Annotated in this window: 17 protein-coding genes; 11 read left to right on the top strand and 6 right to left on the bottom strand. The window is 71.8% G+C overall.

The window, feature by feature from the left end:
• Positions 1–7 precede the first annotated feature (7 nt).
• A complete protein-coding gene (locus ACFWHU_RS02480; protein WP_387223377.1) occupies positions 8–3,127 on the bottom strand; it encodes an alpha-mannosidase in 3,120 nt (1,039 codons plus the stop codon).
• A gap of 221 nt (positions 3,128–3,348) precedes the next feature.
• Here ACFWHU_RS02480 and ACFWHU_RS02475 point away from each other — a divergent pair, with 221 nt between their 5' ends.
• On the top strand, positions 3,349–3,765 hold the full coding sequence (locus ACFWHU_RS02475) for an ATP-binding protein (RefSeq protein WP_387223375.1): 417 nt from the start codon (positions 3,349–3,351) through the stop codon (positions 3,763–3,765).
• A 128-nt stretch (positions 3,766–3,893) separates the two neighbouring features.
• Here ACFWHU_RS02475 and ACFWHU_RS02470 read toward each other — a convergent pair whose 3' ends face one another.
• A complete protein-coding gene (locus tag ACFWHU_RS02470) occupies positions 3,894–4,973 on the bottom strand; it encodes a DUF2637 domain-containing protein (protein ID WP_385799474.1) in 1,080 nt (359 codons plus the stop codon).
• A 230-nt stretch (positions 4,974–5,203) separates the two neighbouring features.
• Positions 5,204–6,055: a (2Fe-2S)-binding protein gene (locus tag ACFWHU_RS02465; RefSeq protein WP_387223373.1), complete on the bottom strand. Its 852-nt coding sequence runs from the start codon at positions 6,053–6,055 to the stop codon at positions 5,204–5,206.
• Between the two features lie 162 nt (positions 6,056–6,217).
• Here ACFWHU_RS02465 and ACFWHU_RS02460 point away from each other — a divergent pair, with 162 nt between their 5' ends.
• Both ACFWHU_RS02460 and ACFWHU_RS02455 read left to right on the top strand, forming a co-directional pair.
• Complete coding sequence (locus ACFWHU_RS02460; protein ID WP_385799470.1) at positions 6,218–7,042, top strand: GntR family transcriptional regulator; 825 nt, start codon at positions 6,218–6,220, stop codon at positions 7,040–7,042.
• 107 nt (positions 7,043–7,149) lie between these two features.
• The gene (locus tag ACFWHU_RS02455) at positions 7,150–8,331 is read left to right on the top strand and encodes an acyltransferase family protein (protein ID WP_387223371.1); all 1,182 of its coding nucleotides are present in this window, start codon (positions 7,150–7,152) and stop codon (positions 8,329–8,331) included.
• Between the two features lie 65 nt (positions 8,332–8,396).
• Here ACFWHU_RS02455 and ACFWHU_RS02450 read toward each other — a convergent pair whose 3' ends face one another.
• Both ACFWHU_RS02450 and ACFWHU_RS02445 read right to left on the bottom strand, forming a co-directional pair.
• On the bottom strand, positions 8,397–9,155 hold the full coding sequence (locus ACFWHU_RS02450) for a hypothetical protein (RefSeq protein ID WP_387223369.1): 759 nt from the start codon (positions 9,153–9,155) through the stop codon (positions 8,397–8,399).
• A gap of 364 nt (positions 9,156–9,519) precedes the next feature.
• The gene (locus tag ACFWHU_RS02445) at positions 9,520–11,337 is read right to left on the bottom strand and encodes a PucR family transcriptional regulator (protein WP_387223960.1); all 1,818 of its coding nucleotides are present in this window, start codon (positions 11,335–11,337) and stop codon (positions 9,520–9,522) included.
• Between the two features lie 277 nt (positions 11,338–11,614).
• Between ACFWHU_RS02445 and ACFWHU_RS02440 the strand changes: the two genes are divergently transcribed.
• The 5 genes from ACFWHU_RS02440 to ACFWHU_RS02420 all read left to right on the top strand — a co-directional run bounded on the left by ACFWHU_RS02440 (position 11,615) and on the right by ACFWHU_RS02420 (position 18,410).
• Positions 11,615–12,505, top strand: coding sequence for an FAD binding domain-containing protein (locus ACFWHU_RS02440; protein ID WP_385799465.1), 891 nt, complete (start codon positions 11,615–11,617; stop codon positions 12,503–12,505).
• 2 nt (positions 12,506–12,507) lie between these two features.
• Entirely contained in the window at positions 12,508–13,122 is a 615-nt protein-coding gene (locus ACFWHU_RS02435) for a (2Fe-2S)-binding protein (protein ID WP_385799463.1), read from the top strand.
• Positions 13,123–13,124: 2 nt separating this feature from the next.
• Positions 13,125–15,509 carry a xanthine dehydrogenase family protein molybdopterin-binding subunit gene (locus ACFWHU_RS02430; protein WP_387223366.1) on the top strand — a complete coding sequence of 795 codons (2,385 nt, stop codon included), beginning with the start codon at positions 13,125–13,127 and terminating at the stop codon, positions 15,507–15,509.
• A gap of 209 nt (positions 15,510–15,718) precedes the next feature.
• Complete coding sequence (locus ACFWHU_RS02425; RefSeq protein WP_387223364.1) at positions 15,719–17,179, top strand: NCS2 family permease; 1,461 nt, start codon at positions 15,719–15,721, stop codon at positions 17,177–17,179.
• Positions 17,180–17,258: 79 nt separating this feature from the next.
• Positions 17,259–18,410: an XdhC family protein gene (locus ACFWHU_RS02420; RefSeq protein WP_387223362.1), complete on the top strand. Its 1,152-nt coding sequence runs from the start codon at positions 17,259–17,261 to the stop codon at positions 18,408–18,410.
• On the opposite strand, the gene ACFWHU_RS02415 is transcribed toward ACFWHU_RS02420, so the two are convergent.
• Complete coding sequence (locus tag ACFWHU_RS02415; RefSeq protein WP_387223360.1) at positions 18,333–20,090, bottom strand: serine hydrolase domain-containing protein; 1,758 nt, start codon at positions 20,088–20,090, stop codon at positions 18,333–18,335. The genes ACFWHU_RS02420 and ACFWHU_RS02415 overlap by 78 nt on opposite strands.
• A 109-nt stretch (positions 20,091–20,199) precedes the next feature.
• Between ACFWHU_RS02415 and ACFWHU_RS02410 the strand changes: the two genes are divergently transcribed.
• The 3 genes from ACFWHU_RS02410 (at position 20,200) to ACFWHU_RS02400 (ending at position 23,989) form a co-directional block, all read left to right on the top strand.
• A complete protein-coding gene (locus tag ACFWHU_RS02410) occupies positions 20,200–21,420 on the top strand; it encodes a sensor histidine kinase (protein WP_387223358.1) in 1,221 nt (406 codons plus the stop codon).
• On the top strand, positions 21,411–22,058 hold the full coding sequence (locus ACFWHU_RS02405) for a response regulator (protein ID WP_387223356.1): 648 nt from the start codon (positions 21,411–21,413) through the stop codon (positions 22,056–22,058). The genes ACFWHU_RS02410 and ACFWHU_RS02405 overlap by 10 nt, the downstream gene beginning before the upstream one ends.
• An 86-nt stretch (positions 22,059–22,144) precedes the next feature.
• The gene (locus tag ACFWHU_RS02400) at positions 22,145–23,989 is read left to right on the top strand and encodes a glycoside hydrolase family 9 protein (RefSeq protein WP_387223354.1); all 1,845 of its coding nucleotides are present in this window, start codon (positions 22,145–22,147) and stop codon (positions 23,987–23,989) included.
• Positions 23,990–24,001: the final 12 nt, after the last annotated feature.

The raw sequence follows: 24,001 nt of genomic DNA, 5'->3' as shown, positions 1-24,001 counted from the left end.
CGCCTTCCTACGCCGGTGTGAACCGCAGTGTGAGGATCTGGAACGGGCGCAGTGACACCCGAAGACCCTCCGCACCCGTGCCCGCCTCGTGCAGCGGTCGCTCCAGCAGATCGGTGACCTGTGCCTGCACGACGGGGAAGCCGGTGCGCAGCAGGGCCGACGCGCGGTTGCCCGCCGACTCGTAGAGCCGTACCACCACATCGCCGCTACGGTCCTCGGCGAGCTTCACCGACTCCACCGTGACCGCCGGATGGTCGACGGAGACCACCGGCGCCGACGTCGCAGCGGCGGCCACCCGCAGCGGCAGATTGAGCGCCAGTCCCTCCCTTACCGCGTCCGTCACCTCGGCGCCCGGCGCCAGCGCGTAGCTGAACCGGTGCGTGCCCAGGTCCGTCTCCGGGTCCGGGCTGTGCGGCGCCCGCAGCAGCGTCAGCCGTACGGTCGTACCCAGCCCCTCGTCGTGCGCGGTGCGGGTCACGTCGTGGCCGTACGTCGAGTCGTTGACCACCGCCACCCCGTAGCCGGGCTCGGCGACCCGCAGCCAGCGGTGCGCGCAGATCTCGAACCGGGCGGCGTCCCAGCTGGTGTTGGCGTGCGTGGCGCGGTGCACATGCCCGAACTGGATCTCGGCGGTGGACCGTTCGGCGTGCACGTCCAGCGGGAACGCCGCCTTGAGCACCTTCTCCGACTCCTGCCAGTCGACCTCGGTGACGATGTCGACGCGCCGGCTGCCGGCCGCGAGCCGGATCTCCTGCACGATCCACGACGAGCCGAACGTACGGACCACCCGGACCGTCGCCCGCAGCGGCCCCTGCTCCACCAACTGAACGGACTCCGCCGCCGTGAGGTCGGTGTGCCGGTGCCGGTAGTGCCGGTCGATGTCCCAGGCGTCCCACTGGTTGGGGTGGTCCGGGTGGAGCTGGAGCAGATTGCCCCGGCTGCCCGGCGCCAGGACCTCACGGTCCGCCGTCAGATCGCGTACGGAGGTGAGCAGGCCGTCGCGGTCGACGGTGACCCGCAGCAGCCCGTTGTCGAGGGTGATCACGTCGGAGCCCTCGGCGCGCGTCGTCACGCCCGCCAATTCGTCCGCCGTCCCGGCGGCGGTCAGCGCCGTCGCGCCAAGCCCCGGCACGCGTACGGCGACCGCCGAGCGGCCGTGGCTGTTGAGCGCCTGCACCGCGCTGCCCTCTGGAATGTCGGCCGTGTCGGCCTCGACGACCTCGGTCCGCTCGTACGGCGAGGTGTTGAGCACCGCCGCACCGCCACCGGCACCACTGCCGCCGAGGGCCGCGACGGCCGCCGCCGTGATCTCCGTCAGCTCCTCCCGCACCCGCGCGTAGGTGTCCCTGGCCTCCCGGTGCACCCACGCGATGGACGAGCCCGGCAGGATGTCGTGGAACTGGTGCAGCAGCACCGTCTTCCACAGCCGGTCCAGCTCGTCGTACGGATAGGCGTACGCCGGCGTCCGCAGCGCGGCGGCCGTCGCCCACAACTCGGCCTCCCGCAAAAGGTGTTCACTGCGCCGGTTGCCCTGCTTGGTCTTCGCCTGCGTCGTGTACGTCGCCCGGTGCAGCTCCAGGTACAGCTCGCCCGACCAGACCGGGGCCTTCTCCCCGTACTCCTCCTCGGCGGCGGCGAAGAACGCGGCGGGCTTCTCGATCTCGACGCGCGGTGAGCCCTCCAGCGACTTCAGCCGACGCGCCTTTTCCAGCATCTCGCGGGTGGGACCGCCGCCGCCGTCACCCCAGCCGAACGGGACCAGGGAGCGTGAAGCCCGGCCCTTGTCGGCGAAGTTCCGCTCGGCGTGCGCCAGTTCGGACGCGTGGAACTGCGCGTTGTAGGTGTCGACGGGCGGGAAGTGCGTGAAGACACGGGTGCCGTCGATGCCCTCCCACCAGAACGTGTGGTGCGGCATCTTGTTCGTCTGATTCCACGACAGCTTCTGGGTGAGGAACCACTTCACGCCTGCCAGCTTGGCCAGTTGGGGGAACGCGGCCGTGTAGCCGAAGGAGTCCGGCAGCCAGATCTCCTCCGTCCCGATCCCCAACTCCTCCTGGAAGAACCGCATCCCGTGCACGAGCTGCCTGGCCAGCGCCTCGCCACCCGGCATGTTGGCGTCCGACTCCACCCACATCGAGCCCACCGGAGACCAATTGCCGTCCGCCACGGCCTTCTTGATGCGCTCCCAGATGTGCGGCTGGTGCTCCTTGACCCACGCGTACTGCTGCGCCTGCGAACAGGCGAAGACCAGCTCCGGATACTCCCCGGCGAGCGCGGTGACGTTGGCGAACGTCCGCGAAGCCTTCCGCACGGTCTCGCGCAGCGGCCACAGCCACGCCGAGTCGATGTGCGCGTGCCCGGCCGCCGAGACGCGGTGGGCGCTCGGCGCCGCCGGGCTGGCCAGGACCCCGGCCAGCTCGGCGCGGGCCGCGACCGCCGTACCCGCGACGTCGTGCAGATCGAGCGCGTCCAGCATGGTCTCCAGGGCGCGCAGGATCTCGTGCCGCCGGGACCGGTCGGTGGGCAGCTCCGCCATCAGCTCGGACAGCACCTCGATGTCGAGCACCAGATGCCACACGTTTTCGTCCAGCACGGCGATGTCGGCGGCGGCGAACGTGTACAGCGGGGTGTCACCGGCCGTCGTCACGTCTCCGAGGCGCGTCGGCAGGAAGTGGGCGGGCATCGACGGGTTCGCCGCCGCTTCGAGGAGCAGATGGACCGCCTCGCCGCCCTCGGCGGGCGCGCCGACCGGAACATGGCGGTTACGCGGGTGTACGCCCTTGATGGGCACGCCGGCCGCGTCGTACACCATCCCCTCGGCCTGGAAGCCGGGCCCCTCGCCGGTGAACCCGGGGTCGATCACGACCTCCACGCGCAGCCCGGCGTATTCGTCCGGTACGACGCCCTCCAGCCGGAACCAGCTGGTCGACCAGGGCGGACCCCACGGTGTGCCGGTGTGGAACGGCTCGTAGGTGGCCTGGAGGGCCTGCTCCACGGGCACCGGCTCGCCCGGCACATCCCAGACCGAGAGAACGAGCGGCGTCCTGGCCGCGTACTGGGCGGGGCGGATGAACTGGCGAAGGGCCCGTTCGAGCCGGCCCTCCACCAGGGTGCGGTCGTCGTGCATCAAGGCTCCTCAGGTCTACGGCTCAGCCTTCCGGAACGGCAGACTCCAGGTGTCCGGCCGATCTCGCAACCCCTCACTTCCCACCAGAAGTATCAGGCACTCACCGTCACACCGTCCCGCATCGTCATGAGTGGCGGGTGGCGAGAGGGGAATGCATCTGTGGAGAGCGTTCAAGAGAGGAAGCTCGTCCGGACAACGGGGGCATGGGGGAGATGGGGGACATGAGAGGCACGGGGGAGCAGACGCGGCTGCTGCGCAAGCAGTTGCTCCGCAGAGTGGAGAGCGCCGATCTCACGGCGGTGCCCGAGGTGCGGCACGCGCTGCGGGAGCTGCTGAGCCACTGGCGGGAGCGCGAGTCGGCGGAGGTGGCGGAGCTGCTCACGAGCGAGCTGGTGACCAACGCGCTCGTGCACACCGAACACGGAGCGGTGGTCAAGGCCACGGTCGCCGACTCCCGACTGCGGGTGGAGGTACGGGACTTCATCGACGCTCCGCCGACGCCGAACGCACCGACGCAGGACGACGGGACGCACGGGCGGGGGCTGGTCCTGGTGGAGGGACTCGCCGACGCCTGGGGGGTGCTGTCCCAGGGCCTGGGCAAGATGGTCTGGTTCGAGCTGAACTGCGAGACGGCGTGAGACAGGGCAGCGACCGCCGTACGGGAAGGCGCGGGGCACGGAAACGACGGACCGGCGCGACGGTCTCCCGCCACGCCGGTCGCCGGTCATGTGTCGACCAGTGGTGATGCGTCTCGCTTCAAGGACGCTCAGCCGAACTGCTGCTCCAGATGCCTGAGTTTGCGCTCGAGGGAGTCGAGCCGGGGCAGCGCCTGGGTGTCGTCCTCGGCGGTCAGGTCGACGGTGCGTGCCTCGTACCCTTTCACCGGCAGGAGAGAGGGCTGGGACCGTCCGAGCGACGAGTCCGCTTCGCGTAGTTCGCCTATAGCAGGCTCCGGAGAGGCGGCTCCGACGGCGGGCGGTGAACCGCTTCCGCCGGCCACGGCCGGTACCGGCGCCGCTCCCGGCAGCTCCACCTGGCGGCCACGGCCGCGTCCCCAGGCCCGGTGCTGCCGGTTGAGGGCCTTGATCCTCGCCCGGCCCAACTTCTCCTGCTCGCGCCGCTGGTGCTTGTTCTGTTCCTTCTGCCTGCGGTCCTCGCGCACCTCGTCGACCGCCTCGTCCAGCGTGCGCACGCCTTCGAGAAGCATCAGCGACCAGGCGCCGAACGTCTCACGGGGCGCCCGCAGCCACCGGACGATCCGGATCTGCGGCAACGGACGGGGCACCAGGCCCTGTTCGCGCAGCGCGGCACGGCGGGTCTGCTTCAGCGCCCGGTCGAAGAGCACGGCTGCCGAGAGCGACATGCCGGCGAAGAACTGCGGCGCGCCCGCGTGCTCCATGCCGCGCGGCGCGTGCACCCAGTTGAACCAGGCGGCTGCCCCGGCGAACGTCCACACCAACAGCCGGGAGCCGAGTGCGGCATCGCCGTGGCTGGCCTCACGCACGGCCAGTACGGAGCAGAACATCGCCGCCCCGTCGAGGCCGAACGGCACGAGATACTCCCAGCCGCCCGTGAGGTTGAGGTTTTGCCGGCCGAAGCCGACGAGGCCGTGGAAGGAGAGCGCGGCGGCCACCGCGGCACAGCAGAACAGCAGCAGATAGGACGCGCTGCCGTAGATCGCTTCCTTCCGCCTGCGCCGCTCCTCGCTGCGTTCCCAGGAGTCCTCGGCCGCGGTCTTGACCCCGGCGCGTTTACCGCGCGCGATCAAAGCCACCGCTACCAGGACTCCGATAAGCATCAAGCCGCCCGGAAGCAGCCAGTTGAGCGGTGGGTCGGTCAGTCGCATCCGGTGTCTGTCCCTTGCATCGCAGTGGGGCGTTTCGGGCGCCATATTGGCCGAACCACGGCTGCGCGCAGGAGGGTTTCGGGACAAGAGAACGCCAACGAGGCGCAAGGATACGCGAATAGGAGGAGTCCGCTCGAACGGGTGGGCGATGGGCCCGAGTTGCATTCGAATCCGACCCGCCCCCATGCAACCCGGACGAGTGGCATGGTCCAACGAAGGCCGTACGAAGGTCAGTTGCGGCTTGCGCTCAGCCGCCGGACCCGGTCGGCGTCGCACGTACGCGGGCAGGTGACGCAGGTGTCCTCGGGCCGCAGGGTGTAGAAGAAGCAGCAGCTCGCCCGGTCCCTGGTCGGCAGCGACTCGCCGTCGGTGCCCCGCAGTTCACGGAAGCCCGCCGTACCGACGTAAGGCTTCGTCGTCCCCGGCAGCAGCAGTTCGAGCTCCGCCATCGCGCGCCGCTCCTCGCCCAGCAGTTGCGAGACGTACCAGAGCCCCTCGACGATCTCGTCCGTCGCCATGCCCCACAGGGCGTGGTTGCGACGGCGCATGCGGGGCCCGAACGCGGCCAGTACCGGGCCGAGATGCTCCGCCACCGCCGAACGCACCTCCGCGCGCAGCGCCTCCTCGTCCGGTACGACCCTGGCACCGGGCAGCTCGGCGGCCGGGTCACCGGGCAGACAGGCGAACTCGTTTACGCGGGCGGCGATGCGACCCCGCGCCCGCTGGAAGGAGACGTGCTCCACCGGGATGCGCGGCACCCGGCGGCTCACGAACCACGGCACGGTGATCAACAGACAGACGGGCCAGGCGTATCGGTGCAGTCCGAAGGTCGCGACGACGTCCGGGCGGGCCCGCTGACCGTAGTCGCGCACCACCTGCGCCTCGTCCCAGGCGAGAAACGTGTCGACGGCGGATCCGCCCGCCGCGAGATCGGTCGCGGTGACCCACCCGTCGCCCGCCGCCGGACGCTCACCGTCCGTCAGCTCGTCGATGCCCAGCGAGGGGAAGACCTCGGTCAGTCGCCGGTAGGCATCGGCGACCGGTGAGGAGAACCGGCCGGGCAGCGACGCGTGCGCAGACATTCCTGGGGACCACCGAATCGCGATCGATTGAAGGTGAGGCTTACCTTACCCGACACGAATCATGTTTGAACTGTCACCCTGTCCGCCTATGGTGCTCCGGGGGCCCGGTTCGCGCGAGCCGGGACGACCTGGAAGAACGCGACAGCCGGAGGAGGACGCGCGATGGAGCAGGGCAGCGCGCACGACGACGCGACAGCGCCCTCCGCCCCTCACGAGCCGGTGGGCCGTCGGCGGACCGCGGCGTCGCCCGGCCGTACGCGGGCCGACGGCTCCCCGCGAGTTCCGGAGCAGGCGCGCGGCGAACACACGCACGACGCGCCACACGCCGTGCCCGCCACCTCGCCCGAGCCCGGCGTACGCCGTACGGTTCGGCGGCACTCCGTACGCGGCCAGATCCTCGACGCGCTCCGTACCGCCCTCGTCAGCGGCGAGCTGGTGCCCGGCGAGGTCTACTCCGGGCCGGCGCTCGGTGAGCGCTTCGGGGTGTCGGCCACCCCCGTGCGCGAGGCCATGCAGCGGCTCGTACTCGAAGGTGCCGTCGAGGTCGTGCCCAACCGCGGCTTCCGGGTCGCCGAGCGCACCGCCCGCGATCTCTCCGAGCTGGCCGAGGTACGGGCGCTGATCGAGGTCCCGGTGATGCTGGGGCTGGCGCGAACCGTCGCCGCCGAGCGCTGGGCGGAACTGCGCCCGCTGGCCGAGGCGACCGTCACGGCGGCGGCGTGCGGCGATCTCGCCGCCTACGCGGACCACGACCGCGCCTTCCACGGCGCGCTCCTCGGACTGTCCGGCAACCGGCAACTGGTCCTGGTCGCCGACGACCTCCACCGCCGCGCGCAGTGGCCGCTCGCCAGTGCGCCGAGGACCATCAGGGCCACGCTCGTCGCGGACGCCGCCGAGCACTCCGCGCTGCTCGACGCGCTGATCGCCGGGGATCTGCCGGTCGTGCGCTCGCTCGTACGGGAGCACTTCACCGGCGGCGCGGGCTGAGCGCTCCCGGCGGGTCCGCGGGGTACGTACCCGGCTTTGGCACCGCGCGCGTGTACGGGTAGCGTCACTCACTCTTCATCTTCCGGTCACCCACACCACGGGACGTCATGCGCGCCAGCAGTGCTCGTCAGCCAGCCCCCACAACGGACCGGGCAGGTCTGTCAGGACGGGACCGGCTGCCGTCCCTGACCGGTCTGCGGTTCTGGGCCGCGTTGATCGTGGTGCTCTACCACCTGTCGCGGCAGGTCGGGGAGATCCCCTGGATCAGCGAGGCCACCTGGTACGGGCGCAGCGGCGTCACCTTCTTCTTCGTCCTGTCCGGCTTCGTACTGGCCTGGACCTACGACGGTCAGCGGGTGCCGGCCAAGGTCTTCCTGTGGCGGCGCTTCGCCCGTATCTGGCCCCTGCTGGTGGTGACGTCGGCGGCCTCCGTCGCCGTCTGGATCGCCATCGGCAAGGAGGTGTCCACCAAGGCCGTCCTCGCGACGCTGCTCATGGTGCACGCGTGGGTGCCCGACACGGTCATCCAGAAGGGCGCGAACCCGGCGGCCTGGTCGCTCAGCGACGAGGCCTGGTTCTATCTGATCTTCCCGCTCCTGATGCTGCTGCCGATGCTGAAGTCCGGGCGTGGCCGCTTCTGGGTCGTGGTGACGATGACCGTCGCGCTCGCGGGCGTGTGGTTCGCGAGCGCGCTGATCGAGACGGGCGCCACCCGTGTGTGGCTGCTCGACTACTTCCCGCCGACGCGCATGCTCCAGTTCGTCATCGGGGTGGCCGCCGGGCTCGCCATCAAGCGCGGCTGGCGCTCACCCGTCGGGCTGCCGACGGCGATCGGCCTGGTCGTGCTCTGGCACGTGGCGCTCGTCCCGTGGCGCGAGGCCGCCCCCGACGGCCTCTGGTACAGCCCGTACAGCGCCTCCCAACTGCTCTCCGCGCCGATCTTCGCCCTGCTGGTGTGCGCGGCGGCGCAGGCGGATCTGCGGGGCAGCCGGACGGGGCTCGGCGGGGCGTGGGCGGTACGGCTGGGGCACTGGTCCTTCGCCTGGTACCTGGTGCACGAGATCGTCATCCGCGCCATGCTCGCCCGCTACGGCCGCACGGAGACCCTGACCACCACCGCCGGATTCTGGCTGCTGGCGATCGTGATCAGCCTCGCCGTGGCGGGGATGGCGTACCAGTGGGTGGAGCACCCGCTGGAGCGGCTGCTGCGCAAGGCGGGACCGCAGGCGAGGAAGAACCCGGCGCCGTCGGGCGAGACCAGCCCCGCGACCACCGGGTCCCTCGGCTAGGACTTTCAGGGCCGGGCGGTGTCGCCGGGGTCCGTCCGGCGGCCGGTTCGTCCGGCCGCCCCGGATCAGGCCGCGGTGCTCGGTGCGAGTTGCGCCGCGAGCCAAGTCGGGACGCCGTCCAGCAGACGGAACAGTCGGCCCGCCTCCGCGCGCAGCCGCGTCGCCTCCGGCTCCGGTTCGGCGTCGGCCAGCGCGGCGAGCGCCGGGGCCGTACCGACCAGATAGCCCAACTCCTCACGGATCCGCAGCGACTCGCCGAAGCCGTGCCGCGCCTCCGCCAACTCGCCCTCGCGCAGGGCGAGTCCGGCCAGATGGCGCCAGGTGAAGGAGAGCAGCAGCGACTGCCCGTGCGCGGTGGCGCCCGCGTGGGCGCGCCGGTACGCGGCGAGGGCCGACTGCGGGGAGTCCGAGAGGTGTTCGGCGATCAGGCCCCGCCGGAAGTCGAGCAGCGGGCGGCCGGGCGCCGTCGGGGCGAGCAGCGCGGCGGCCCTGCCGAGCGCGGCACGCGCCTCGTCGGCGCGGTCGCGCACTTGGAGGACGGTGGACGCGTAGGCGAGATGGCCGCGCTCGCACGCGGCGGCGCCCCGTTCGTCGTCCTCGCGCGCCGTGGCCTCCGCGACCCGGAGCGCGTCCTCGGCCTCCGGCCAGCCCTCACCGGTGAACAGGCAGCGCTCCACCAGCAGTGACGCCCGCTGAAGAGAGGGCGCGGCTCCCGGATGGGGCGCGAGCAGGGCGGCAGCGTCGGTCCAACAGCCGCGCGAGCGCAACCGCCATACCGCGGTCTGGAGTGGGTCGTCACCGGTAGTGAATCCGGAACCAGACATGGCGGTATCCGCCACATTGCCCTCCCCGAGCGCGCCATTGTGCTGTTGAGTTCTCACGCATCTCAGCACGGATCGGCACGCCGGGCCAATAGTTCAGGTGAAAAAATTCACAATGCCTTGGTCAACAAGGGGTCGACAGGGGGCTCTTCGATGCTCCCCCGGGGCGGTCGGAAGCACCGTCCGGCAGGGTCCTCGGGGGTGTCGTCGACCGGGCTGACCAGGGAGATCGGTACGCCGCCGGGTGGTGGGGAGTTCACCGCGCGGGCGGCCACGGGCCGTTCGCCGTCACACGGTTGGATCTCACCCGTGACCGCAACGGGTGACGGCGGTCAACCTGGCACCGGGTGACGCGTGTTGGGCGCGGTCAGCTCATCCGGAGCGCCAGGAAGAAGTCGAGCTTGTCCTCCAGGCGGGACAGATCGCGGCCCGTCAGCTGCTCGATGCGCCCCACCCGGTACCGCAACGTGTTCACGTGCAGATGCAGCCGGGCCGCGCACCGCGTCCACGAGCCGTCGCAGTCGAGGAACGCCTCAAGCGTCGGCACCAGTTCGGCGCGGTGGCGGCGGTCGTACTCCCGCACCGGGTCGAGCAGCCGCGCGGTGAACGCGCGCCGGACGTCGTCCGGGACGAACGGCAGCAGCAGTACGTGCGAGGCCAGCTCGTGGTGGCCGGCCGCGCACACGCGGCCTGGCCGTGCCGCCGCGACCCGGCGCGCGTGTCTGGCCTCCTCCAGCGCGCCGCGCAGGCCCTCCGCCGAGTGCACGGCCGCGCTGACGCCCAGGGTCAGCCGGCCGTCGTCGGCGAGTCCGGCTGCCAGTGGTTGGCGTACGGCGGCCAGCAGCACGTCGGCCCGCAGGCCCGCGTCCGCCGGCTTCGCGTCGGTGGCGTCCCCGGTCGGCGCCGTACCGTTCCCGCTCGCGTCCCCGCTCGCGTCCCCGCTCCCGTCCTCGCTCCCGTCCTCGCCCGCACCCTCGTCCGCGTCGGAAGGCACCGCCATCGGGACCAGCGCGATCGCCTCGCCGCCCGTGTGGGCCACCGCGATCCGGTCGCCCGGCTCCATGCCCGCCGTCGCCGGATCGACCAGGATCTCCTCCAGCAGCGACTGGGCGACCGGGCCCGTGTCGACCTCGTCGCCCTCGCCCCCGGCCGCCCGGCCGTCCCAGTCGACGCGCGCCACGACCAGCTGCCAGTGCGGGGCCGTCCCGTCGCCGGGCAGCAGCACCGGCGCCGCGACCCTCAGCCGCGCCGCGATCTCGGCGGGCGGGGCGGCGCTCTGGACGAGTTCCAGGATCTCCTGGGCGAGCCGGCGCCGTACCGTACGCGCCGCGTCCCGCCGGTCCCGTTCGACCGCGATCAGCTGCGTGACGCCCTGGAGCAGATCCAGCCGGGCGCCGGCCCACTCGCCGGCGTCCGCCTCCACGGCCAGCAGCCAGTCGGACAGGGCACTCTCGCGCACGTCCGTGCCGGGACCGCCGCCCGGACCGCCAGGCCCCCCCGAACCGCCCGCCGCCGCGCCGCGTCCCGGACCGCGCACCGGGAACAGCGAGTACGTCCTGCCGTCCACGGCCACCCGGTGCGGCGCCCGCCGCCCCGCCCGCGTCGCCGCCAGATGCTCCGCCGCCAGCGCCGCGCCCGCCGCGCCGGACAGCGGCTCGCCCGCGATCCGCCGTCCGGTGGGGGAGAGGACCCAGGCCCGCAGATCGAGGTCCGAGCCCAGCAGGTCCAGGACGACCTCGGGGCCGCCGCCGGCCGGGCCGGACGTCATCAGCCTGCGGTGCCGGTCGACGACGGCGGCCAGGTCCCCCGCGCGCTCCCCGGACACCTGTCGCACCACGTACTCGGTGATCGTCGCGAACGCGACGGACTCGTTCACCGCGAAGAGCGGCAGCCGGTGCCGCAGACACGCCCCGACCAGATCGTCCGGGACGGCGCCCAGCTCCGCCTCGCCGGCGGCCAGCCCCGCCACCCCGGCGCCGGCGAGGAGCCGTACGAAAGGCTCGGAGTCCTGGGGCGTACGCCGCCAGGCCAGACCGGTCAGGACCAGTTCGCCGCCCGACAGATAGCGGCTGGGGTCCCGCAGATCGGTGGTCATCACACCGCGTACGGTCCGGTCGAGTTCGTCCTGACCGCCGAGCAGCCGCAGGCCCAGCGCATCGGTTTCCAGCAGTGCGCGCAGCCGCATCTCGTCGCCGCCGATCTCTTCTCTCGTCCCGGATGAGCCGTGTTCCGCGAGCGTCCGCCGCATCGCCATTTGTTCGAATCTACAAGACCCGGAAGCCGCCCAGCCAACTCCTTCATGGTTTCGGTGACTGCACCGGACGGAGCACGGCCGGTGTACTTGGGCCACACAGCGTTAACAGCTAGTGAATATCCGTGTGAGAAAACCAGACCGACAGTCGAGACTCCGGCCGTCCCCCGGGCTCCAGTGAACGACCGATCACGAATGAAGAGAGCCACTCATGGACTTCCTTCGCCCCGCCGGCTGGGAGGAGGCGCTCGCCGCCAAGGCCGAGCACCCCACAGCCGTACCCATCGCGGGTGGTACCGATGTCATGGTCGAGATCAACTTCGACCACCGGCGGCCCGAGTACCTCATGGATCTGAACCGCATCGGCGAACTGAGCGAATGGACGGTCGGCGAGGAGAACGTCCGCCTGGGCGCCTCCGTCCCGTACACCCGGATCATGGAGCACCTGCGGACCGAGCTGCCCGGACTCGCGCTGGCCTCGCACACCGTCGGCTCGCCCCAGATCCGCAACCGCGGCTCCGTCGGCGGCAACCTCGGCGCCGCCTCACCCGCCGGCGACTCGCACCCCGCGCTGCTCGCCGCCGGCGCCGAGGTGGAGGTGGAGTCCGTACGCGGCGTCCGCCACATCCCCGTCGAGGAGTTCTACACCGGCGTGAAGCGCAACGCGCTGGCCCCGGACGAGCTGATCAAGTCCGTCCTCATCAAGAAGGCGTCCGGACCGCAGCAGTTCTCCAAGGTCGGCACGCGCAACGCGATGGTCATCGCGGTCTGCGCGTTCGGCATCGCCCTGCACCCCGACACCCGCACCGTGAAGACCGGCATCGGCTCCGCCGCGCCCACCCCGCTGCGGGCCCGCGCCGCCGAGGACTTCCTCAACGCGGCGCTGGAGGAGGGCGGCTTCTGGGAGAACGGCAAGGTCATCACCCCGTCGGTCGCCAAGCAGTTCGCGGACCTCGCGTCCGGCGCCTGCAACCCGATCGACGACGTGCGCGGCACCGCGAAGTACCGCCGCCACGCGGTGGGCATCATGGCCCGCCGCACGCTCGGCTGGACCTGGGAGCAGTACCGGGCCACCGGCACCACGCTGGAAGGAGCTGCATAGCGATGCGCGTGAACTTCACCGTCAACGGCCGTCCCCAGGAGGCCGACGACGTCTGGGAGGGCGAGTCCCTCCTCTACGTCCTGCGCGAGCGCATGGGCCTGCCCGGCTCGAAGAACGCCTGTGAGCAGGGCGAATGCGGCTCCTGTACGGTCCGCCTCGACGGCCTGCCCGTCTGCGCCTGCCTCGTCGCGGCCGGCCAGGTCGAGGGCCGCGACGTGGTCACCGTCGAGGGCCTGGCGGACTTCGCCAAGCAGCGCGAGGAGCAGGGCAGTTGTGCCACCTCCGCCCACTCCGACGGCTCCGCAGGCTCCGGGGCCTGCGGTACGAGCCTCCAGGGGGCCCAGCGGTGGCAGGCCAAGGGCACCGACTCCCTGACCGGCGAAGGCGGTGACCTCTCCCCGATCCAGCAGGCGTTCATCGACGCGGGCGCCGTGCAGTGCGGCTTCTGCACCCCCGGTCTGCTGGTCACCGCCGACGAGATGCTGGAGCGCAACCCCTCGCCGTCCGACGCGGACATCCGCGAGGCCCTCTCCGGCAACCTGTGCCGCTGCACCGGCTACGAGAAGATCCTCGACGCGGTCCGCCTCGCGGCCGCCCGGCAGTCCGAGGCGGTCTGACCATGGCGACCACGGGCACACCCACCGACATCACGCAGGGCTCCAGGACCAGGGGCGGCATCGGCGAGTCCACGCTCCGCCCCGACGGCACCCTCAAGGTCACCGGCGAGTTCGCGTACTCCTCCGACATGTGGCACGAGGACATGCTGTGGGGGCACACCCTGCGCAGCACCGTCGCGCACGCCGAGATCCGCTCCATCGACACGGCCGAGGCGCTGGCCACCCCCGGCGTGTACGCGGTCCTCACCTACGACGACCTGCCGACCGACGTGAAGCGGTACGGCCTGGAGTGCCAGGACACCCCCGTCCTCGCCCACGGCAAGGTCCGCCACCACGGCGAACCCGTCGCGATCGTCGCCGCCGACCACCCCGAGACCGCGCGCCGCGCCGCCGCCAAGATCCGGATCGACTACGCCGAACTGCCGGTCGTCACCGACGAGGCGTCCGCGACGGCCGAGGGCGCGCCGCTGGTGCACGAGCACCGCGACGACCACCACGCGGAGCACGTGACGCACCCGAACATCGTGCACCGCCAGCCCATCGTGCGGGGCGACGCCGACAGGGCCGCCGCGCGCGCCGACGTCATCGTCTCCGGCGAGTACGTCTTCGGCATGCAGGACCAGGCGTTCCTCGGCCCGGAGTCCGGCCTGGCCGTACCGGGCGAGGACGGCGGCGTCGACCTGTACGTCGCCACGCAGTGGCTGCACTCCGACCTCCGCCAGATCGCGCCCGTCCTCGGCCTGCCCGAGGACAAGGTCCGTATGACGCTCTCCGGCGTCGGCGGCGCCTTCGGCGGCCGTGAGGACCTGTCGATGCAGATCCACGCGTGCCTGCTGGCCCTGCGCACCGGCAAGCCGGTCAAGATCGTCTACAACCGGTTCGAGTCCTTCTTCGGGCACGTCCACCGCCACCCGGCGAAGCTCTGGTACGAGCACGGGGCCACCAGGGACGGCAAACTCACGCACATGAAGTGCCGGATCGTGCTGGACGGCGGCGCGTACGCCTCCGCGTCCCCGGCCGTCGTCGGCAACGCCTCCTCGCTCTCGGTCGGCCCCTACGTCGTCGAGGACGTCGACATCGAGGCACTGGCGCTCTACACCAACAACCCGCCCTGCGGCGCGATGCGGGGCTTCGGAGCCGTTCAGGCGTGCTTCGCCTACGAGGCGCAGATGGACAAGCTCGCCGCCGAACTCGGCATGGACCCGGTGGAGTTCCGCCGCCTCAACGCCATGGAGCAGGGCACGCTCCTGCCCACCGGCCAGCGCGTCGACTCGCCCGCGCCCGTCGCCGAACTGCTGCGCCGCGTCAAGGCGCGCCCGATGCCGCCCGAGCGGCAGTGGCTCGCGGCGGGCGAGGCGGCCGACGTACGGGCGCTGCCCGGCGGGCTGTCCAACACCACGCACGGCGAAGGCGTCGTACGGGGTGTGGGCTACGCGGTCGGCCTCAAGAATGTCGGTTTCTCCGAGGGCTTCGACGACTACTCCACCGCCCGGGTGCGGATGGAGGTCGTGGGCGGCGAGCCGGTCGCCACCGTGCACACCGCGATGGCGGAGGTCGGGCAGGGCGGCGTCACCGTCCACGCGCAGATCGCCCGCACCGAACTGGGCGTCGCGCAGGTGACGATCCAGCCGGCCGACACCCGTGTGGGGTCCGCCGGTTCGACCTCCGCGTCCCGCCAGACGTACGTCACGGGCGGCGCGGTCAAGAACACCTGCGAGCACGTCCGCGAGAAGGTCCTGGAGATCGGCCGCGCCAAGTTCGGCACGTACCACCCGGCCTGGGCCACGGCCGAGCTGCTGCTGGAGAGCGGCAAGGTCGTCACCGACGGCGGGGAGGTCCTGGCCGATCTGGTGGACGTCCTGGAGGGCGAGTCGGTCGACCTCGAACTGGAGTGGCGCCACCGTCCCACGCAGGCGTTCGACCTGCGTACGGGGCAGGGGAACGGCCATGTCCAGTACTCGTTCGCCGCACACCGCGCGGTGGTCGAGGTCGACACCGAGCTGGGCCTGGTCAAGGTGGTCGAGCTGGCCGTCGCGCAGGACGTCGGCAAGGCGCTCAACCCGCTCTCCGTCCTCGGCCAGATCCAGGGCGGCACCACCCAGGGCCTGGGCGTGGCGGTCATGGAGGAGATCCTCGTCGACCCGAAGACCGCGAAGGTGCGCAACCCGTCCTTCACGGACTATCTGATCCCCACCATCCTCGACACGCCGACCATCCCGGTCGACGTGCTCGAACTGGCCGACGAGCACGCGCCGTACGGGCTGCGTGGTATCGGCGAGGCCCCGACCCTGTCGTCGACTCCCGCCGTGCTCGCGGCGATCCGGAACGCGACGGGGCTGGAGCTGAACAGGACCCCGGTACGGCCGGAGCATCTGACCGGCACCTGACCGGACGCTCCGGGCGGCGCGTACGAGTGCCGCCCGGAGCCCGACCGCCGCCGCACCGCTCGCGGCGGCATCGCACCACCGCAACGCCCTCGCAGGACAACCCAGTTCGCCTCGGGCCGTCCCCCGGGTCGTGCAGCCCACGCACCGTCCCAAATCCCGCATCTGAAGTCTCTTCGCGGGTGCCCCTGTGAACCTTGGGAGTAGGCACCATGACCCAGCAGTCCGTGGAGCCCAGGACAACCGCCGAGGACGCCGGCCCAGGCTCGCGTCCCCCGGCCGGAAGGTCCTGGCTCGACCGGTATTTCCACATATCCCAGCGGGGATCCACCGTCGCGCGTGAAGTGCGCGGCGGCGTCACGACCTTCATGGCCATGGCGTACATCCTGCTGCTCAACCCACTCATCCTGGGCGGGAAGGACGTCGCGGGCAATGTGCTCAGCCAGCCCGCGCTGATCACCGCCACCGTCGTCGCCGCGGCCGTCACCACGCTGCTGATGGGCTTCGTCGGCAAGGTGCCGCTGGCCCTCGCCGCCGGCCTCTCCGTCTCCGGCGTCATCTCCACGCAGGTCGCCCCCAACATGACCTGGCCGCAGGCCATGGGCATGTGTGTGATGTACGGCGTCGTGATCATGCTGCTGGTCGTCACCGGCCTGCGCGAGCTGATCATGAACGCGATCCCGCTCGCGCTCAAGCACGCGATCACGATGGGCATCGGCACCTTCATCGCGCTGATCGGCCTGGTCAAGGCGGGCTTCGTACACGCCTCGCAGGGTGGCGGACCCGTCACCCTGGGCCCGGCCGGCGAACTGGCCGGCTGGCCGGTCCTGATCTTCGCGGTCACGCTGCTGCTGATCTTCATGCTCCAGGCGCGCGACGTGCCCGGCGCGATCCTGATCGGCATCGTCGTCGGCACGGTCGTCGCCGCCGTACTCAACGCCACCGGTGTCATCGGCGCCAAGGCGTGGGCGGGCGGACCACCCGAGCTGACCGGCGGCGCCGTCTCCATGCCGGACTTCTCGCTCTTCGGAGACGTCGAGTTCGGCGGCTGGGGCGAGGTCGGCGCGATGACCGTCGGCATGATCGTCTTCACGCTCGTGCTCGCCGGCTTCTTCGACGCCATGGCCACGATCATCGGCGTCGGTACGGAGGCCAAGCTGGCGGACGACAAGGGCCGGATGCCCGGCCTGTCGAAGGCGCTGTTCATCGACGGCGCGGGCGGTGTCGTCGGCGGTGTCGCGGGCGGCTCCGGCCAGACCGTGTTCGTCGAGTCCGCGACCGGTGTCGGGGAGGGGGCCCGTACGGGCTTCGCCTCCGTCGTCACCGGCCTCTTCTTCGCCGCCTGTCTGTTCTTCAGCCCGATCACCCAGATCGTCCCCGGCGAGGTCGCCGCGGCGGCCCTGGTGGTCATCGGCGCGATGATGATGCAGAACGCCAAGCACGTCGACTGGAACGACCGCGCCGTCGCCGTACCGGTCTTCCTGACCGTGGTGATCATGCCGTTCACCTACCAGATCACCGCCGGGGTCGCCGCCGGTGTCATCTCCTACGTCGCCATCAAGATCGCCCAGGGCAGGGCACGGGAGATCGGCGCGTTCATGTGGGGGCTGACCGTGATCTTCGTGGTCTTCTTCGCGCTCCATCCGATCGAGGGCTGGCTCGGCGTGAGCTGACGCCACCGGGCCCCGTGGCGGCGCCGACGCGCCGCGCCGCTGCGCACATCCGATACTGAGAGAACCAGAGGAGGCCGACATGCTGGACATCGCCGACGAACTGAACCGGTGGGTCGAGCAGGGCCGGGACTTCGCCGTGGCCACCGTGGTGGCCGTCGGCGGCAGCGCGCCCCGGCAGCCGGGCGCCGCCCTCGCCGTCGACAGCGAGGGCACCGCGATCGGCTCGGTCTCCGGCGGATGTGTGGAGGGCGCCGTCTACGAGCTGTGCCGGCAGTCCCTGGACGACGGCGAGACCGTACTCCAGACGTTCGGATACAGCGACGAGGACGCCTTCGCCGTGGGCCTGACCTGCGGCGGCGTCATCGACATCCTCGTCACCCCGGTACGCGCGGACTCTCCCGGCAGGGACGTGTTCGCGTCCGCGCTGTCCGCCGCCGCCGGAGGTGAGGCGGCGGCCGTCGCGCGGCTCACCGACGGGCCCGCGGAACTGCGCGGCCGAGGACTCCTCGTACGCCCCGGGGGAGCGTACGAGGGGACGCTGGGCGGCCACCCGGCGCTGGACGGCACGGCGGCGAACGAGGCCCGCGCCCTGCTGGACGCGGGCCGCACCGGCACCGTCACGATCGGCGAGGACGGCTCGCGCTGCGGACAGCCGCTGACGCTTCTCGTCGAGTCGAGCGTCCCGGCCCCGCGCATGATCGTCTTCGGTGCCATCGACTTCGCGTCCGCCCTGGTCAGGGTGGGGAAGTTCCTCGGCTACCACGTCACCGTCTGCGACGCCCGCCCCGTCTTCGCCACCCGCGTCCGCTTCCCGGACGCCGACGAGATCGTCGTGGACTGGCCGCACCGCTATCTGGAGTCGACGGAGACCGACGGCCGTACGGTGCTCTGCGTACTGACCCACGACGCCAAGTTCGACGTCCCCCTGCTGCGACTCGCCCTCAAGCTCCCCGTCGCCTACGTCGGCGCCATGGGCTCCCGGCGCACCCACCTGGACCGCAACGAGCGGCTGCGCGGCGTCGGCGTCACCGAACTGGAGCTGACGAGGCTGCGCAGCCCCATCGGCCTCGATCTCGGGGCACGTACGCCCGAGGAGACCGCGCTGTCCATCGCGGCGGAGATCGTCGCGAACCGGCGCGGCGGCACCGGCGTCTCACTGACCGGCGCCCACACCCCGATCCACCACGACGGGAGCCTGGCCGCCGCGGGTCGTATCGGCTCCGTCGCCTGAGGGGACGAGACCGTCACCCCTCGGCCGCTGTCCGCGCAGGACCGCTCGGGTCATATGGACGCTCCGCGACGCGATCACCGCGGCCGACGCCAGGGCCGCCGCCGCGACGCACACCACCAGTGCGGGCCACACGTACACCACCTGGCCGAACGTGCCCTCCCGCCGCATCAGCAGGCCCACCAGATCCGCGAGCCACACCAGACAGGCGACCGGGAGCACGTACGGCAGCGTCCGCAGCCCCGCACGCCACAGCGGGCGCCCGGTCGCACGCCGCGCCCAGCCCGGTGCCCGTACGGCGCCGAGCGTGCCGAGCCCCAGTGCCAGCAGCGTCAGCGCGGCGAGGACGTGGTCGGCGGTCATGGTGAACGGTTCCCTGATCTCCGCCGGGCGGCCCTCGGCCAGATCCCGCAGCCCGTCCGCGATGCCCGCGCTGTCGTCGCCGGAGATCATGCCGGTGTTGCTGACGACGGCGATGCCGACCTTCCGGTCCGGCAGCAGGACCTGGATGGCGTTCTGGGTGAGCAGCTCACCGGTGTGCTGGAGCGGGGGCTCGCCGTCCCCGGTGGCCTCGCCGAGCGACCAGCCCATGGCGTAGTTCTCGCCCTCGGGCGGTGTGTGCATGGTGGCCACGCTCCGCGCGGAGACGACCCGCCGGCCGTCCGCGCCGACGCCGCCGTTGTTCTGTGCGATCAGCCAACGGGCCAGGTCGTCGGCGGTGGTGACGACACCGTGGCCGCCCGCCGTGAACCAGCGCGGGTGCGCGCGCTCCACCACCCGGCCGTAGGCCCGCACGAACCCCCGCGCGTCCTCGGGCATGCCGGTGGTGGAGTCGACGGAACGCGAGTCCGCCATCCCCAGGGGTACGAAGACGTGGCTGCGGAGGCGGTCGGCGAACGGCTCCCCGGTGACCACCTCGACCAGCCGGGCCGCGACGAAGTAGTTGGGGTTGTGGTAGCTCCACCGGGTCCCCGGCTCGGCGGCGAGACGGGCCCCGCGCATCCGGGCGACCGCCCCCTTCAACGTGTGCGCCTGCGGCAGGGCCAGATCGGGGAAGGCCGAATCGGCCATGCCGGACGTCTGGTCGAGCAACTGACGGACGGTGATCCTCGCGGCCCGCTCGTCGGCCATGGTGAATTCCGGCAGATAGCCGTGTACGGGCCGGTCGAGTCCGACCTTCCCCTCCTCCACCAACTGCATGACGGCGAGCGCGGTCATGGACTTGGAGAGCGAGGCCACCGGGACCGGCGTGCGCCCCGTCATGGCCGTCCCGCCGGCCGTGCGCCCGTACCCGCCGGTGTGGACGACCTTCCCGCCCCTGGTCACCGCCACCACGGCGCCGGGCAGCCCGGTCTCCGTGAGATAGCTGTTCACGAAGCGGTCTATCGCGGCGGGGGTCAGGGTGGCGGGCGCGGGGGCCGGTTCGGCGAGCGCGGTCGGGACGGGGCCCACGAGGGCGACGGCCGTGAGACCGAGCGCGGCGACGAGCCGCCCCGCCGTACGCCGGACGGGCGCGAAGCCGCTGTGACGGCTCGTCCGACGGCTGCTCGTCCGCCGACCGCTCGCGCCGAGCCCGTCCGCGCCGAGCCCGTCCGTGCCGAGCCCGTCCGTGCCGAGCCTGTTGGTATCGAGCCCGTCCGTGCCGAGCCTGTTCGTACCGAGTCTGTTCGTGCTGATCCACATGTCCCGTATCCCACCGCCCGGCGGGGGCCCGGCGCATTGGCGTACGTGGGAGTCCGAAGGTAGTGCTGGTCCTACTGTCCGGACCTCGGCACGCGGCTACGGTCGACGGGTGCACCATTCAACAGCCTGGCGGGCCGTGGGCCAGAGCCCGTGGAAGTTCCTCACCTCCTCCTGGCCCTGGCGTTCCTTCCTCTACCTCCTCTCCGGCGGTCTCCTCGGCGCGCTCGTCCTGACGGTCCTGGCGGCGATGACGCTCGCCGGTGTCGTCTCCCTTGTCGTCGGCGTCGGGGCCGTACTGCTACTCGGCGTGAGCCTGTCCGGCATCGTCGTCAGCCGTGTCGAGCGTCGGCGGCTGCGTCTGATGGACCCCGACCCACTCCCCGACCCGCACCGCCCGCCCGCCGAACCCGGAGCGCGCGGCTGGCTGGCCACCCGGCTGCGGGAGCCCGCCACCTGGCGCGAACTGGGCTTCACCGCCGCGTCGTTGGCCGCGATGTGGTGGATGGACGTGCTGGTACTGGGGGTCTCGCTCGCCGTTCCGGTGCTCCTCGCCACCTCACCCGTCGACGATCCGGACGCCTGGCCGCTGGCGGTCCTCGCCGTGTGCCTGGTGCCGGTCGCGCCGTACACGATCACCGTCTGGGCCGGTGCGCGGGCCGCCATGACCCGCGCGATCCTCGCCCCTCGCGACGGGGAACTCGGCTGGCAGCTGACCGAGGTCCGGGCCTCCCGCGCCCGGCTGGTCGGCTCCTTCGACGCGGAGCGCCGCAGGATCGAGCGGGATCTGCACGACGGGGCCCAGCAGCGGCTCGTCTCGCTCAACGTCCTGCTCGGCATGGCGAGGCTGGACGCGGAGCCGGGCTCGTCCGTCGCCCGGCAGCTCGACATCGCACAGGAACAAGTCACCCTGGCCGTCTACGAGTTGCGTGAGCTGAGCCGGGGTGTGCACCCCAAGGCGCTGACGGACCACGGGCTGCCCGAGGCCGTCGGTAATCTCAGTGCCCGCTCGGTCCTGCCGGTCACCGTCGACATCCGGCTGCCGCACCGGCCGCCCGCCGCGGTGGAGACGGCCGCGTACTTCGTCGTAGCCGAATCCCTCGCCAACGCGACCAAGCACAGCGCCGCCACCCGCGCCGAGGTGCACGCGCGGCTGCACGCCGACGTACTGACACTCAGCATCAGCGACAACGGTGTGGGCGGCGCCGATCCTGCGGCCGGGACCGGGCTGGTCGGCCTGGCCGACCGGGTCGCCGCCGCCGATGGCAGACTGCGGATCTCCAGCCCGGCCGGTGGCCCCACCCTGCTGCACGCGGAGATCCCATGTCGCTGACCGTCGTCCTCGCCGAGGACTCCCCGCTGATGCGTGACGGCCTGGTCGGTGTCCTGACCCGGTTCGGCCACCGGCTCGTGGCCGAGGTCGGTGACGCGGACAGCCTGATCACCGCGGTCCGCGCGCACCGGCCCGACATCGTCGTCACCGACATCCGCATGCCGCCGGACCACTCGGACGACGGCCTGCGTGCCGCCGTCGCCCTGCGCCGTGAACACCCCGCGCTGCCGGTCCTGGTACTCAGCCAGTACGTGGAACAGTCCTACGCCGCGCGTCTGCTCGACCTCGGGAGCGCCGGCGGTGTCGGTTATCTGCTCAAGGACCGGGTCAGCGCGGTGACGGAATTCGTCGACGCGGTCGCCCGTGTCGCCGCGGGCGAGACGGTGGTGGACCCGGAGGTCGTACGCCAACTCCTCAACCGGCAGCAGGATCCGCTCCAGCGGCTCACCCCCAGGGAGCGCGAGGTGCTCTCCCTGATGGCGGAGGGACGGGCGAACGCGGCGATCGCGCGGCATCTGTATGTGACGGAGGCGGCGGTCAACAAGCACGTCAGCGCCATCCTGCAAAAACTGGACCTCCGCGTGGACGGCGAGGGCCACCGGCGCGTGCTGGCCGTCCTCGCGTATCTGCGCGCCTGACCGGGGTGTCGGACAACCGAGTCCGAAAACTCCCGTTACGTTCTCTGCGACCTGATCCCAGTGGTGCCGCGCGGAGGAGTCGACCCTTGCGTAATCCCCTGTTCCGCTCGCTGTCGCTCGCCCTGGTGGCCGTCGCCGTGACGCCGACCGTGTTCAAGCAGCCCAGGGCCGACGCCCCGGCCGATCCCGGCCCCGTACGGGTCAACCAGATCGGCTACGCGACCGGCGCCGACAAGATCGCGACCGTCGTCGCCACGGCCACCGCTCCGCTGAAGTGGCAGCTCACGGACGGCAAGGGCCTCACGGTCGCCTCCGGCACCACGAGCGTCGTCGGGTCCGACAAGGCCTCCGGCGACCATGTCCACCGGGCCGACTTCTCGCGCGCCACCGGGCAGGGGGTGCACCGGCTCACGGTCGCGGGCGTCGGCACCAGCGTGCCGTTCACCGTGACCGGCGAGCCGCTCTACCCGGACCTCGGGCGGGAGGCCATGCAGTACTTCTACTTCCACCGGATGGGCACCCCGGTCGAGGCCGAGTACCTCCAGAGCGCGGCCCACGCGCACGCCGCGCTGCACCCCGGCGACAAGTCCGTTCCCTGCTACAAGAATTGGTGCGACAAGGACAGCAGGAGCGGCGCGGACGGCAAGAGCGACAAGGTCAGCCAGGAACAGCGGCTGAACGTCGCCGGCTCCTGGGCCGACGCCGGTGACTTCGGGATCTACCCCGTCAACCACGCCATCTCCGCCTGGGTGCTGCTGAACCTCTACGAGCGCCTGCCCCAGGCGTACGCGGACGGCAGCCTGTCCGTACCGGAGCGGGCCAACGGTCTGCCCGACCTCCTCGACGAAGTCGCCTACGGCTCACGCTTCATGTCCGGCATGCTCCCGAAGACCGGTCCGGCGTCGCACAAGGTGCACAACCACGCCTGGAGCGCCTTCCCGGTCAAGGACATCGCCGCGGAGAACGCCCTGCCGCGCTCCGCGATGCCGCCGTCCACCAACGCCACGTACGCCGTTGCCCGAACCAACGCCCAACTCTCCCGCGTGCTGAGGAAGTTCGACGCCGAGAAGGCATCCGGTCTCTGGACGTCCGCGCAGGACGCCTGGAAGCGCGCCGAGGCGCACCCCGACGTCGACTACCCGGAGGCCGGCGACGGCACCGACGCCGAGGGCGGCGGTGACTACCCCGACACCCAGAACAGCGACGACCGTTACGCGGCGGCGGCCGAGCTCTACCTCACCGCCGAGCAGCGCGCCGACGGCTCCGCCGAGGGCTACCGGACCGCCGTGACCGGCTCCCCGCACTACGGCGAGATCGGCGCCTTCGACTGGGGGCGGGTGGCCGCCGCGGGAAGCCTCTCGCTGCTCACCGTGCCCAACAGCCTTCCGCCCGCCGATCTCTCCCGGATGCGCGAGAGCCTGCGCACAGTCGCCGACTCGTTCGTAGCCACCCAGCGGAGCGAGGGGTACCCGGCGCTGATCTCCGGCGCCACCGCCTATCCGTGGGGCTCCAACTCCGCCGTCGTCAACCGGATGATGCTGCTCGGCACCGCGTACGACCTCACCCACGACCGCGGCCATCTGAGGGCCATGCACCGGGCCATGGACTATCTGCTCGGCACCAACGCCATGGGGATCTCCTATGTGACGGGCTACGGCGCCCACCGGGAGACCGATCTGCACGACCGGCTCGCCTGGGGGCAGTACCCCGCGACCCCGTATCCCAGCGGCTGGCTCTCCGGCGGCCCGAACAGCGCCGACATCAGCGACCCCGTCACACCCGCCGGCCGCCCCGCCGCCAAGTCCTACGCCGGGCCCGGCACGGCGCCCAGCGCGTGGAGTTCGAAGGAGAACACCATCAACTGGAACGCGCCGCTCGTCTGGGTCGCGACCTACCTCAAGTCGACCGCCCCGGACCTGACTTCACGCTGACCCCGCCCTGTC

Source organism: Streptomyces sp. NPDC060366, from assembly GCF_042725135.1.
Classification (GTDB): domain Bacteria; phylum Actinomycetota; class Actinomycetes; order Streptomycetales; family Streptomycetaceae; genus Streptomyces.
This window is presented reverse-complemented; position numbering and strand designations above follow the sequence as displayed.

Excerpts from the sequence above, each read along its gene's own strand:
- ACFWHU_RS02480 (WP_387223377.1), bottom strand. The coding sequence starts at position 3,127 with ATGCACGACGACCGCACCCTGGTGGAGGGCCGGCTCGAACGGGCCCTT.
- ACFWHU_RS02475 (WP_387223375.1), top strand. The coding sequence starts at position 3,349 with ATGAGAGGCACGGGGGAGCAGACGCGGCTGCTGCGCAAGCAGTTGCTC.
- ACFWHU_RS02470 (WP_385799474.1), bottom strand. The coding sequence starts at position 4,973 with ATGCGACTGACCGACCCACCGCTCAACTGGCTGCTTCCGGGCGGCTTG.
- ACFWHU_RS02465 (WP_387223373.1), bottom strand. The coding sequence starts at position 6,055 with ATGTCTGCGCACGCGTCGCTGCCCGGCCGGTTCTCCTCACCGGTCGCC.
- ACFWHU_RS02460 (WP_385799470.1), top strand. The coding sequence starts at position 6,218 with ATGGAGCAGGGCAGCGCGCACGACGACGCGACAGCGCCCTCCGCCCCT.
- ACFWHU_RS02455 (WP_387223371.1), top strand. The coding sequence starts at position 7,150 with ATGCGCGCCAGCAGTGCTCGTCAGCCAGCCCCCACAACGGACCGGGCA.
- ACFWHU_RS02450 (WP_387223369.1), bottom strand. The coding sequence starts at position 9,155 with ATGTCTGGTTCCGGATTCACTACCGGTGACGACCCACTCCAGACCGCG.
- ACFWHU_RS02445 (WP_387223960.1), bottom strand. The coding sequence starts at position 11,337 with ATGCGGCTGCGCGCACTGCTGGAAACCGATGCGCTGGGCCTGCGGCTG.
- ACFWHU_RS02440 (WP_385799465.1), top strand. The coding sequence starts at position 11,615 with ATGGACTTCCTTCGCCCCGCCGGCTGGGAGGAGGCGCTCGCCGCCAAG.
- ACFWHU_RS02435 (WP_385799463.1), top strand. The coding sequence starts at position 12,508 with ATGCGCGTGAACTTCACCGTCAACGGCCGTCCCCAGGAGGCCGACGAC.
- ACFWHU_RS02430 (WP_387223366.1), top strand. The coding sequence starts at position 13,125 with ATGGCGACCACGGGCACACCCACCGACATCACGCAGGGCTCCAGGACC.
- ACFWHU_RS02425 (WP_387223364.1), top strand. The coding sequence starts at position 15,719 with ATGACCCAGCAGTCCGTGGAGCCCAGGACAACCGCCGAGGACGCCGGC.
- ACFWHU_RS02420 (WP_387223362.1), top strand. The coding sequence starts at position 17,259 with ATGCTGGACATCGCCGACGAACTGAACCGGTGGGTCGAGCAGGGCCGG.
- ACFWHU_RS02415 (WP_387223360.1), bottom strand. The coding sequence starts at position 20,090 with ATGTGGATCAGCACGAACAGACTCGGTACGAACAGGCTCGGCACGGAC.
- ACFWHU_RS02405 (WP_387223356.1), top strand. The coding sequence starts at position 21,411 with ATGTCGCTGACCGTCGTCCTCGCCGAGGACTCCCCGCTGATGCGTGAC.